The organism is Pediococcus parvulus (assembly GCF_964063155.1).
Taxonomy (GTDB): Bacteria; Bacillota; Bacilli; order Lactobacillales; family Lactobacillaceae; genus Pediococcus; species Pediococcus parvulus.
In genome coordinates this window covers 961,065-973,203 of the sequence record NZ_OZ061292.1, presented here as the reverse complement: position 1 = coordinate 973,203, position 12,139 = coordinate 961,065, and the positions used below count along the sequence as shown (strand labels likewise).

Annotated in this window: 13 protein-coding genes; 2 read left to right on the top strand and 11 right to left on the bottom strand. The window is 38.3% G+C overall.

All coding sequences use genetic code 11. The features are described 5' to 3' along the window. Positions 1-13: 13 nt before the first annotated feature. From AB3217_RS04770 to AB3217_RS04745, 6 genes are all read right to left on the bottom strand, one after another. On the bottom strand, positions 14-427 hold the full coding sequence (locus tag AB3217_RS04770) for a hypothetical protein (protein WP_367365738.1): 414 nt from the start codon (positions 425-427) through the stop codon (positions 14-16). Positions 428-459: 32 nt separating this feature from the next. Continuing rightward, the gene (locus tag AB3217_RS04765; protein WP_367365737.1) at positions 460-1,119 is read right to left on the bottom strand and encodes a KxYKxGKxW signal peptide domain-containing protein; all 660 of its coding nucleotides are present in this window, start codon (positions 1,117-1,119) and stop codon (positions 460-462) included. Between the two features lie 154 nt (positions 1,120-1,273). After that, positions 1,274-1,687, bottom strand: coding sequence for an arsenate reductase (thioredoxin) (arsC, locus tag AB3217_RS04760; RefSeq protein WP_367365736.1), 414 nt, complete (start codon positions 1,685-1,687; stop codon positions 1,274-1,276). Positions 1,688-1,754: 67 nt separating this feature from the next. Continuing rightward, positions 1,755-3,599 carry a translational GTPase TypA gene (typA, locus tag AB3217_RS04755; RefSeq protein WP_057783873.1) on the bottom strand — a complete coding sequence of 615 codons (1,845 nt, stop codon included), beginning with the start codon at positions 3,597-3,599 and terminating at the stop codon, positions 1,755-1,757. Between the two features lie 63 nt (positions 3,600-3,662). After that, positions 3,663-4,433, bottom strand: a complete 771-nt coding sequence (locus AB3217_RS04750) for an inositol monophosphatase family protein (RefSeq protein ID WP_367365735.1) — start codon at positions 4,431-4,433, stop codon at positions 3,663-3,665. A 16-nt stretch (positions 4,434-4,449) separates the two neighbouring features. After that, entirely contained in the window at positions 4,450-4,749 is a 300-nt protein-coding gene (locus tag AB3217_RS04745) for a UPF0223 family protein (protein ID WP_057783877.1), read from the bottom strand. Between the two features lie 117 nt (positions 4,750-4,866). Here AB3217_RS04745 and def point away from each other — a divergent pair, with 117 nt between their 5' ends. Beyond that, on the top strand, positions 4,867-5,424 hold the full coding sequence (gene def / locus AB3217_RS04740) for a peptide deformylase (protein ID WP_147206727.1): 558 nt from the start codon (positions 4,867-4,869) through the stop codon (positions 5,422-5,424). 37 nt (positions 5,425-5,461) lie between these two features. Here def and AB3217_RS04735 read toward each other — a convergent pair whose 3' ends face one another. After that, on the bottom strand, positions 5,462-5,941 hold the full coding sequence (locus tag AB3217_RS04735; RefSeq protein WP_057783879.1) for a hypothetical protein: 480 nt from the start codon (positions 5,939-5,941) through the stop codon (positions 5,462-5,464). A gap of 185 nt (positions 5,942-6,126) precedes the next feature. Here AB3217_RS04735 and AB3217_RS04730 point away from each other — a divergent pair, with 185 nt between their 5' ends. Continuing rightward, a complete protein-coding gene (locus tag AB3217_RS04730; protein WP_057783881.1) occupies positions 6,127-6,339 on the top strand; it encodes a DNA-directed RNA polymerase subunit epsilon in 213 nt (70 codons plus the stop codon). A 115-nt stretch (positions 6,340-6,454) separates the two neighbouring features. On the opposite strand, the gene AB3217_RS04725 is transcribed toward AB3217_RS04730, so the two are convergent. The 4 genes from AB3217_RS04725 to AB3217_RS04710 all read right to left on the bottom strand — a co-directional run bounded on the left by AB3217_RS04725 (position 6,455) and on the right by AB3217_RS04710 (position 12,084). Then, on the bottom strand, positions 6,455-7,870 hold the full coding sequence (locus tag AB3217_RS04725) for a C40 family peptidase (RefSeq protein ID WP_068805497.1): 1,416 nt from the start codon (positions 7,868-7,870) through the stop codon (positions 6,455-6,457). Between the two features lie 595 nt (positions 7,871-8,465). Beyond that, positions 8,466-10,400: a fructose-specific PTS transporter subunit EIIC gene (locus AB3217_RS04720; protein WP_367365734.1), complete on the bottom strand. Its 1,935-nt coding sequence runs from the start codon at positions 10,398-10,400 to the stop codon at positions 8,466-8,468. Between the two features lie 14 nt (positions 10,401-10,414). Beyond that, complete coding sequence (pfkB, locus tag AB3217_RS04715) at positions 10,415-11,326, bottom strand: 1-phosphofructokinase (protein WP_057783889.1); 912 nt, start codon at positions 11,324-11,326, stop codon at positions 10,415-10,417. Further along, a complete protein-coding gene (locus tag AB3217_RS04710; protein WP_367365733.1) occupies positions 11,323-12,084 on the bottom strand; it encodes a DeoR/GlpR family DNA-binding transcription regulator in 762 nt (253 codons plus the stop codon). Before AB3217_RS04710 ends, pfkB begins: the two co-directional genes overlap by 4 nt. Between the last annotated feature and the right edge of the window lie 55 nt (positions 12,085-12,139).

The following is a 12,139-nucleotide window of genomic DNA, read 5'->3' as shown; positions in this document are numbered from 1 at the left end:
AAACAGGTATGGTTTAAATTGTCGCATTAATAATTGTGTCAACTGGGAGTGAAATCACGTCTGAAACTGGCGATAAAGTTATTGTCTGCGGAGCATCTGCTGTGGGTCGAGCTAAATAATTTGTCGCATTCGTTGCTTTTAGAATAAGTGTTAAACCATAATCAGCTGTAGTATTAATAGTTGAACCAGGTTTACCATCTACTGATAGTTTAGAATCGGATGAATTAATCACTTTTCCAGTGGTTTGATCAACATATTGTATTTGATAAGTTTGATTTGCTAACTGCAAATGGATTAATAAGTTGTCACTATCATCTGCAGTAAGGGTATATTTCACCGTTCCACTTTGACCAGTTGCTAATACATATTTCTTTTTACTGCTGTTGACTTCGGACATAATATTAGTCCACGATAAATCATTTGCCACATTATAAGTATTGGTATCGCCAACCTGACCGTTTATTTTTTTGTTGTAATTACGTTTTCCGCGTTGTCATCATCTACATAACTAATTGTTAAACTCGCGTTTCTTTCATTTTCATTGGTAGCTAAACTTGAAGTAGCTGTTGAAGAAACTGCAACCTTTGAGGCTTCACTTGTCGGACTAGTCGTAGAATCTTCTTTTTTTAAATCTCGATTAGCAACGGTTGATTCAGTAGAACTACTGCTTGCTAATTTGTTAGTTGCCAAATTTTTATCTTTACTTGCCACAACTATTGCTGCAGAACTCTGACCAATACTTTCCGAATTATTAGAACTACTTACACTCTGAGTAACAGTATTCTGTACTTCTTTTCTATTGTTTACAGAATCACTAGTTTTGACCTTATCAGCACTGGTGCTTTGCTCTGCAATACTTGAGCTAGATGCCGCTTTACTTGTAGTTTGAGTGCTATCTTTACTTACCGTTGAAGTTTTAGCCACTACAGAACTAGATTCAGAACTAGTATCAGCCTGAATACTTATCTGATTAAAGAAAATTCCACTTCCAAAAAAAAGGACAGTAACTCCCGCAAATAACCACGTTCGTCCTGCCTTAAACATTTTAAAATGTTCTTTTCTTTCTGCTAAATCCCTTTGTAAGCTCCAATTTAGCTTACTATAGTTACTTTTTTTCATGACATTTCGTCCCCCCTTTGATAATACTATCTGCAGCCTGCTAAACGCTTACATTATAGCATTATAAGAAATGATTAGCACCTTAAAAGAAATAAATATTACGGTTCAACTAATTTAGTAATAATATACTTTTGCAAACAATTTATTTTGTCTGTTACACACAATCTAAAGAAAGTTGTATGATTCGTTTTTCAATCTCATCGCGTACCTGCCGAAACACATTTAAAACCTCTTCTTCGTTACCAATTGCTTGTGCTGGATCTCGCAAAGGCCAATGAAGTTTCTTAATAGTGGCTGGGGTTACTGGGCAACGATCACGGGCATCTCCGCATAGGGTTACTATATAATCACAGTTTGCCAAATAGTCTGCATCAATTAACTTAGAAGTTTGCTTTGAAATATCAATTTGTTTCTCTGCCATAACTTTCACAGCAAGAGGATTTAATCCATGTACTTCAATTCCGACACTTGCAATTTGCCAGTCATTTCCCAAAATTTGTTTTGCAAGACCTTCTGCCATTTGGCTACGACAAGAATTACCAGTACATAAAAAATAGATTTGTGGCATTTCTAAATTCCTCCTAAAATACAAAAAAGGAAACTCAACTAATGAGTTTCCTTTTATTATAACTTATTTATTTTTTTGAAGCAGTCTTACGACGTTTGGCTTCTTTTTCACGTTCATTTGTATTTAAAATCTGTTTACGCAAACGTACATGTTCAGGAGTAATTTCACAATATTCATCTTCATTGATGAATTCAAGTGACTCTTCAAGAGTTAAATGAGTTGGTGTCTTGATTTTAGCCATATCATCAGATCCAGCAGCACGAACGTTAGTCTGGTTCTTACCACGAGTGATATTAACTGAAATATCATTTTCACGGCTGTTTTGACCAACAATCATTCCTTCATAAACTTCCAAACCTGGGTCAACAAAAATTGTGCCTCGGCCTTCAATACCCATGATTGCATAAGTAGTCACTTTACCAGAGTTAATTGAAACCAAGGTTCCGTTACGACGACCAGGGTTCCAGTTTTTAATAACTGGCATGTACTTTGAAAAGGTATGGTTCATAATTCCGTAACCACGAGTCATTGATAAAAATCCAGTGGAATAACCAATCAAGCCACGAGTTGGTGCCAAGAATGTTAAACGTGTTTGACCATTGTCAGTGGTTTCCATGTTCTGCATTTCACCCTTACGTTGTGACAAGCTATCGATAATCGAGCCTGTATATTCGTCAGGGGTATCAATTTGAACAGTTTCAAATGGTTCGCAAAGCTTGCCATCAATTTCCTTGTAGATAACTTCTGGACGTGAAGCCTGTAATTCATAACCTTCACGACGTAAAGTTTCAATCAAAATTGACAAATGCAATTCACCACGACCAGAAACAATCCAAGCACCTGGATCGTCAGTGTCTTCAACACGTAGTGAAACATCAGTATGCAATTCCAACTTCAAACGTTGTTCCAGTTGACGTGAAGTGACAAACTTACCTTCACGACCGGCAAATGGCGAATCATTAGTTCTGAATGTCATCTGCAAAGTAGGCTCATCAATCCGAAGCAATGGTAAAGCTTCCTGGTGGGCAGGATCTGTAACCGTTTCACCAACGAAAATATCTTCCATTCCAGAAACAGCAATTAAATCTCCAGCCTTAGCTTCATTAATTTCCAAGCGTTTCAAACCAAAGAATCCAAACAACTTGGTAACTCGAAAGTTCTTAGTTGAACCGTCAAGCTTCATAACAGTAACGTTATCGCCAACTTTAATTTTACCGCGGAAAATGCGACCAATTCCTACACGGCCAACAAAGTCGTTGTAATCTAACAGTGCAACTTGGAATTGTAAGGGTTCTTCACTATTATCAACTGGTGCTGGAATTGTTTTGATAATTGTGTCAAACAATGGCTTCATTGTATGCTTTTGCTCAGCAGGATCACTAGAATAACTAGATGTTCCGTTTAACGCACTAGCGTAAACAATTGGAAAATCTAATTGATCTTCATCAGCACCAAGTTCAATAAACAGATCTAAGACCTCGTCGACAACTTCTTCAGGACGAGCGCCTGGTCGGTCAATTTTATTGATAACTACAATTGGTGTTAAATGTTGTTCCAAAGCCTTCTTAAGCACAAAACGTGTTTGTGGCATTGTACCTTCAAAAGCATCGACAACTAACAAGACACCATCAACCATGCGCATAATTCGTTCAACTTCACCACCGAAGTCCGCATGTCCTGGGGTATCCAAAATATTAATTTGTTTGTCGCCATACCGAACGGCTGTATTCTTAGAAAGAATCGTAATGCCTCGCTCACGTTCGATCGCATTGGTATCCATTGCCCGATCCTCAATATGGGTGTGTTCGTCCAATGTATCTGATTGCTTTAGCATTTCGTTCACCAAAGTTGTCTTACCGTGGTCAACATGGGCAATAATTGCGATGTTTCGAATATCATCTCGTCGTTTCAAAAGTGTTTCTCCTTTTCCTGGGTATCTCCATAAAAAAACTGCGACTAGTTTGTCACAGTCAGACTACCTAATCATATTTAGTATATCTTTGTGTGTATCTCTTGTTGATACTAATACATCATTTAATGATAGCATATCAACAGGTGTTCCGTCAACCTTTGTCACCGAAAGATCAAGGGTTTCTGCTAAAATCTTTCCTGCAGCAAAATCCCAAGGCATTAAATGAGAAATGTAACCGTTTTGCTTTCCCGTTAAGACCTGAATAAATTCAATTCCCGCACTACCAATAATGCGAACACCGGAACTTGCCTCATCAATTGCTTGCAAATGATATTTATCGTGAATCAGCATTGGCCCGCTGACTCCCAATAGACCATCTTTTAAACTAATATTTGCTGGTTTAGGTAATTGGCCACTCTGGTTAAACACACCCAGTTGCGGACCACCCCCATAAATAATGTCACGCATGACATCCATAATGTATCCAAGCACGCCCGTGCCATCTATATACAAAGCGATCATCACTGCAAAATTATCGCGTTGTTTGACAAAATTTAAAGTACCATCTAACGGATCAATGATCCAAACGTGTCCTTGCATGTCGGTAACGCGATCTCCTTGTCCTTCTTCACCCAAAATTTTTGCTTCTGGATCAAGCTCTCGAATATATTTAATTATCTTTTTTTCATTTGCTTTATCGACATTTGTTACAAGATCTTTGCGACTACTTTTTTCTGCAACTGACAAGGGATCATGTAGTTCACCCAACACATCCTTGCGAATTTCTTTCAACCAGCCGCGAATAACTTGATCGGTTTGTCTTAAATTTTCCATATTGTTCATAACTCACCTATTTGCTTAATGGTCCAATTCTCTTTCTATTTGAGGTTTGAGCAGCTTTCACAGCCACATACATATCAAATCCGGAAGCTTGTAAAAACCTTTTGGTTAATTGTTTTTCTTCAGATTTACTCTTCACAATTTGTTTGAAATCACGATATTGATTTAAAAACAATTGACGATCAATTCCATTTAAGAATGCTGTTTCCACCGCGGTGTATAAAGCAACCACAGTTGTAATTTCTTCTATCTCCCACTCTGGCTCTAACGGGTACGCGTAATTTTCACTCATCACTGTATCCTTTCTCATAAAATCAGTTAGCTACATTCTACCCCTTTTATCACAGTTTTAAAAATGTTCTTACCCGTTTTTATTAATTATAAGTATGGTAAAATAATTTTGAAGAAACATTTGGAGGTTTTGAAAGTGATAAAAATGAATGACATCACCCGTGATGGTGATCCAGTATTACGAAAACGCGCAGAAAAAGCAACATTTCCATTAACAGCTGATCAAAAGAAATTAGCTGATACCATGATGGAATACTTGGTAAATAGTCAAAACCCAGAGATTGCAGAAAAATACAAACTACGGGCTGGTGTTGGCTTAGCAGCTCCCCAAGTTGGCGTTTCTTTGCAAATGGCCGCCGTTTTGGTTCCCGGTGGTAAGGATAAGCCAGTTTTATTTAAAGATGTTCTTGTTAACCCGGTGATCGTTAGTGAGTCTGTTCAAGTTGCTGCTCTCGAAGAAGGAGAAGGTTGCTTATCGGTTGATAAAGACATCCCTGGTTACGTACCTCGCCATGATCGTATTACACTCAAATATCAAACTGTTGATGGTGAAAATAAGAAGATTCGTTTGAAGGATTATCCGGCAATTGTTTGTCAACACGAAATTGATCATTTGAAAGGCACCCTTTTCTATGATCACATTAATAAAAAAGAGCCGCTTAAGATTGATGATGATGCCGTCATCATTGGCTAATAAAAATAGAGATGGGAGTTTTCCCAATCTCTATTTTTTATTCCACTTTATGCAGATCTTCAATATACTCTCTTGTAGGTTCATTAATGACATTCGCGACATCCACGTGTAACTCTTCATGATATAGCCAAATATCAGTCACGCAGAAGACAGGATATTCATACTTACTAGGAATTTGATTATCCTTCGCATATTTTTCTACGACTTCATTAATCCAGTGCCGTAAAGGCTCCAATTCACTTTTTTTCAAATCTGTTTTTCCAAATGAAAATTCGAAAGCTAACACACCACGTCCCCAGATATCCGAAACTAATTCAGGTTCAGTACCGACCTTATCAGAAAGGGTAATTTTTTGTTCATCCAATGCATAAGAAACTTTCTTCATGGCCAAGGCCACATCCTTGCGACTAGCCTCCTGCACAACTAATAAAGCCTGCTTGCGTTTGCGCCGCCGAATAGCATAGCTACCTATCAAACCAATTACGATAAGCACAATCAAAATATCTAGTATGATCATAGTTTAGCTCCTTTACTTATTAACCCCATTTTAGCATAAATCCCCCGTTTTCAATGGTTTATAGCGTTCCAATTCTATACTTAAAGAAGTTGGTATGCTAAAATAAGTATGTTAATCTTTAGCGTTACTTGCTTTTTAACAGCTAAGCTTAGATATCTTAAATTTTCTTAAAAGGAGCACATGTCATGATTTTTAAAGTTTTATTCCAAACATCTGCAGAAACAACCCCTAAACGGGAAGCTACCAAATCTATTTATCTGGAAGCACCAACAAAAGAAGATGCTATTCAGTTGGTTGAGGATAATACAGATTACAACATTGAATTTGTTGAACCACTTGAAGGCAAAGCTTTAGAATATGAGCAAAATAGTGATAACTACAAATTAACGACGTTTTAAATTACAATATATAAAATCAGGAAACTCACCTTGCAATGTTAGATGGGTTTCCTGATTTTTTTGGATCAAAAAAGCCGGAAATCAATTACTCTCCAGCTTTTTGTTTTTTTAAAATTTATTTAACACGTCCTGCAAAGCTTGGTGCAAAGTAACTGCTGATTGTTTCAACATCAACATTTTGACCAGGTTGTGGAGCAGCAACATATTGGTTATTACCAATGTAGATAGCTACATGGTAAGTTGAACCTTTAGAACCCCAGAAAATCAAATCTCCTGGTTGAGCCGCAGAAACAGATTCTGTTGTGACATAGCTTTCAAGGGCAATAGTATTATGAGGTAAGCTAATCCCTTCAGCATTCTTATATACATAATCAACTAAGCCAGAGCAATCCATTCCACTTAAAGTAGAACCGCCCCATACGTAAGGAATATTGGCATTAGCCAACTTGACAGCAAGACTTACCACTGAACCAGAAGTTAAAGCAGAACTGCTTGATGTGGTTGTAGTTTTGGTTGAAGCACTGCTTGCAGTTGTTTTAGAACTTGATGAAGCTGCTGAAGTAACTGTTGTCTTAGCTGCACTAGAAGCTTTCGTTGCTGTGCTACTTTGAGTTGAACTTGTTGAATAAGCTGTCTTCACGGCTGCAGCACTTGATTTAGGTGTTGCACTAGAAGCAACACTCGAACTAACTGTTGAAGCTACAGATTTAGCTGCGCTAGAACTCTGTGCTGCACTGGAACTTGGAGTTGTACTTGAAGCTGCACTACTTGAGCTTTCAGATACCACACTAGGCGTTGAAGCAGATGAAACTGCACTACTTGCAGATACAGTGCTACTTGCTGAGGTCGTTTCAGAAGAAGCCGCGCTACTTGAAGCCACACTCGAGCTTTCAGAAGTTACAGAACTTGCGTCTGTTGAAGAACTTGACACACTCGAAACTGAAGAACTTGTTGACGCAGCTTCAGCCTTGCTTGAACTGGAAACTGACGCTGATGAAACTGAACTTTCACCTGCAGCTGAGGTTGATGAACTTTGAGCAGCTGAAGAAGCAGCCTTATATTCAACCTTTGGTGCAGTGCTTTTAGCAGCATTGCTACCAGAAACAGGAACCTTTAAGGATTGACCAACCAAAATTAAATTACTGCTAAGTCCATTAGCTTCTTTAATCGAAGCAACAGAGACACCCTTATCTTGAGCAATTTGCCATAAACTATCGCCCGCTTTAACAGTGACTTTTATGTATTCTTTTGAACTTGCTTCGCTTTGTTTTTGATCTGTTGTTCCAGGAATTTCAACTTTTTGACCAACCAAAATTAAATGTGACTTTTGATTGATTTTATTTAAAGTCTCAATACTCTTAATGGAAACATTATACTTTTGAGAAATGCCCCAAACTGTGTCATTTTTGGCAACTTTTACTGAATCAGCATTAACAGTTTGTGTAGCTCCAGCGATAAACAATCCAGCCGCACCTGCAACTCCTGCGAGTACTACCTTTGTTGTTTTAGAATTACTGTGTGATTTAACCATATACCCCACTCCTTTAATTCAATTTCTAAAGCTATAAATAATCATTTTTAAACAATTAGTATAAACCTAATAAATTTACTAGGTGTATTGTAGCACGAAATTTCGTAAAAAAATAGCCTGTTTATGCATATATTTCCGAATAAGCTTTTGGAAAAGCATATGAAAGCTTGCTACTAAAGTTGTTAAGGTATCCGTTTTCCTTTAAACTTTCTTAAACTTTTTTTTGTTTCTTTTCTAAAGCGAACGCCTGTTTCAAGCACTGTTACAAACATGTTACAGTATTTGGCGATTGTTACATAGTCTTGTAACATTAGGCCTTTACACTTTGATTATCAGTCGTTTCCATAATGTATAAAAATTTCGTTTTGACGAATTTTATACATTTTCAAGTACCTAAATTTAGTCATTTTTTCATAATATTCAGACTGAAAATATTTACAAAAAACGAGGCTGCAACAAAACATAGTTTTGCTGGCCTCGTTTATATATTTTCCCATAAATTATTTCTAAAAAGTGAAAAAAGTCAGATTCTTCCGCTTAGTCTAGATTGTGCTCAGAATCTAACCGCCTTTTCCTCACTCTTTTTTAAACTTATTTATTTTGTTGATTGAACTTTAACCGGTCGCCAGATTCCTAATATGATCCCAGCTACAATCGCACCAACAACAACGGCCAAAACATAAAATAATCCGTTTGAAGCCAAAGGTAATACCCAAAGACCACCATGCGGTGCAGGAACACTAACCCGCCATAGCTGAGTCAAACCGCCTCCAATTGCTGAGCCGATTACACTAGAAACAATCACATGCAGTGGATCAGCAGTGGCAAATGGAATTGCACCTTCCGTGATAAAAGAAATACCTAATACCCAATTAGAAATACCAGCTTGGCGTTCCTGTTCCGTAAATTTCTTGGGCCAAACAGTTGTGGCAATCGCAGTAGCAAGTGGTGGAATCATCCCACCAACCATAACAGCAGCCATCAGTTTGCCGTCGCCAGTTGATGTATAGGCGGCAATTGCAAATGTGTAAGCAGCCTTATTGAATGGACCTCCCATATCCAATGCCATCATGCCGCCAAGAATCGTCCCTAGCAAGACTGCATTCCCGGTCCCCATTCCGTTTAAGACATGGGTAATCCATGCATTTACAGCTGCAAAAATTGGATTAATGATAAAGAACATTGACACACCAACAATTAGCAAACTCAAAATTGGGTAAAGTAGCATTGGCTTCAGACCTTCTAAACTTCTTGGAACCCCTTTAAAGACCTTTTTAAGCCAGTTCACTACAATTCCGGCTAAGAAACCAGCTAACAAACCACCAATAAATCCAGAAACACTAGTAGTTTTCATGATATTGGCAGCCGCCGTATTGGCCATAAAACCGCCAACAACACCTGGCATTAAAGCAGGCAAATCACCAATTGATTCCGCAATATAGCCGGCCAAAATTGGAACTAAAAACGCAAACGCATAGTTACCTAAATGATTAAAAAACAAGAAGTACATACTATGCGAACCCACATAACGTTCTAGAATAAATGATAACGCCATGATAATTCCGCCACCCACAACGAAAGGCAGCATATGCGAAACACCATTCATCAAATCTTTATAGATTTCATTCCAAAGACCGCCATTTTGGCCCTCTTCAGAATCACTTGGTTCATCACCGTCAACAGCCTGATAAATCGGTGCGTTGCCAGCTTCAATTTGATCTAATAATTCGTCAGATTTATTAATGCCATCAATTACTGGTCGGTTTAATAATTTTTTACCATTAAAACGCGCCATTTCCACCTTTTTATCTGCGGTAATCACGACGCCATCAGCTCTGGCAATGTCCTCAGCGGTCAAACGATGTAAAACGCCTTCAGAACCATTTGTTTCAACTTTAATATCAATATTTTTTTCTTTAGCGGACTTTTTTAAAGCAGCTTCTGCCATATACGTATGAGCAATCCCGTTTGGACAAGCAGAAACAGCCACAACATAAGGGCGTTTACCATTATCTTGAGGGACATCGCTTGTCTTAGATTCTTTTTCAGCATCTGCTTTTTCCTGAGCCTCTTTTGCCGACTGGGCATCAGAAAAGAGCTGTTGCACCTCATCAGGAGTCTTAGCTTGTTTCAGTTTAGCAACTAAATCTGGATTAATTAATAAGCTAGATAAGGAAGCTAAAGCCTGTAAATGAGTATTATTAGCACCTTCTGGAGCGGCAATCATAAAGAATAACTGAACTAGTTGCCCATCTAACGCATCAAAGTCGACCCCGGCTTCACTTTTAGCGAAAAGAACTGTGGCTCGTTTTACGGCCTTGTCTTTAGCATGAGGCATCGCAATCCCATCACCAATTCCGGTTGTGGATTCTTGTTCCCGTTTGATGATGTCGGCCTTATACAACTTCTCATCATCAATCACACCCTGTTCAAAATACTTATGAACCATTTCATCAATAACTTCGTCTTTTGACTTAGCTTTTAAATCCATGATCATGACATCCTTAAGTAATAATTCACGAATATCCATGAGATTCTCGCCTCCTAAAATTCTTCTATTTTAATTTGTGGTAATATTTCATCAATTTTTGCCTTGGTCGCAATATCTGCAGAAAAGGCTGTGGCACTTCCACAGGCCAATCCGTAACGGAAACTTTCCACTGGATCGTGAGTAGCATCAAAAGTCCCGGTAAAACCAGCTAACATTGAATCTCCGGCGCCGACAGAATTTTGAACGGTCCCCTTTGGCGCGGCACTGCGATAACAATGATCCTTGGTAACTAACATCCCACCATCACCTGCCATTGAAATCATGACGTTTTGCGCACCCATGGCGATTAATTTTTGTCCATACTTTTTAATTTCAGCTAGGCTATTGAGTTCAACTCCAAATAAATCAGCCAACTCATGATTATTAGGCTTAACAACCACTGGATGCGTTGGCAAAGTTTTCTTGAGCGCCTCACCAGTCGTATCCACTGCATATTCCGCATGTCGTTCCTTAACCTTTTGAATTAGGTCAAAATAAAAGGTTTCGGGTAAACTACTTGGCACACTTCCAGAAAAAATGACTACATCATTTTCTTTCAACTCATCAAATTGGGAAACAAACACTTGCTTTTCGGCCTTTGTAATTTTTGGACCCGCTGCATTTAATTCAGTTTCTTGATCAGCTTTGAGTTTGACATTAATTCGAGTATCATCTGCAATCTTAGTAAAATGACTATCCAAGTTTAGCTGATTAAGTTTGTCACTGACAAATTCACCTGTAAACCCACCTAAAAATCCCCAGGCTTGATTGGCATAGCCAAGTTCACGTAAAATTCGTGAAACATTAATTCCTTTACCACCTGGGAATTTATAACTGGTTTCAAGTCGATTGACTTCACCCAAATTTAATTTTGGAAGTTGAACCACATAGTCTATCGATGGATTCAAAGTTACCGTATAAATCATTTTTCAGCCTCCATTATTCTTTTTGTCTGATCAAATTCTTGTAAAACTTCTTTATCGTGCTCATCAGTAAGTAAAACACCAGCACCTAGTTCAGCAACTTTCGCAAACGACACTTCGTTTAATTTACTTTTATCTGCAAGAAAATATCCTAACTCACTTTGAGCTAGAACGGCCCGCTTCACAGCCGCTTCATTTGGGTCCGGAGTTGTAAACCCGTATTTAGGATGAACCCCGTTCACGCCCATGAATGCCCGGTTAAACCGAAAGTTTTTGATCGTTTCGACTACATCCGCACCAATGATGGCCTTAGTGGTGTTTTTAAGTTCACCACCTAATAAATAAGTTTTCACATTAATGTCTGCTAACTTTGAAGCCAATTGCACACCATTTGTGACTACCAGAACAGAGCTTAAAGTTGTCATAAACGGAATCATCGCTTCAGTCGACGTCCCTGCATCCAAATAGATAACTTCATCAGCCCTAATCTGTTGAACAGCCAATTTAGCGATTTTTTGCTTCGCCTGAACGTTTTTGGAAGACTTTTCTAAAACACCTGGTTCGCTTTGCAAAGTAGTAATTTGGGTTGCCCCACCATGAACACGCACAAGTTTTCCCTGATCTTCTAACTCTTGCAAATCACGGCGCACCGTAGAAATTGAGCAGTCTAACGTTTGCACCAGTTCTTGAAGTTTGACGATGCCATCTCGATTAAGCTGTTTGATTATTGCTTGTTGTCTTTCTTCTGTAAACACTTTCATTTCACCTGCCTATAGTAATATAGCACCAATTTCGTTCAAAATCAATCATAAAAGT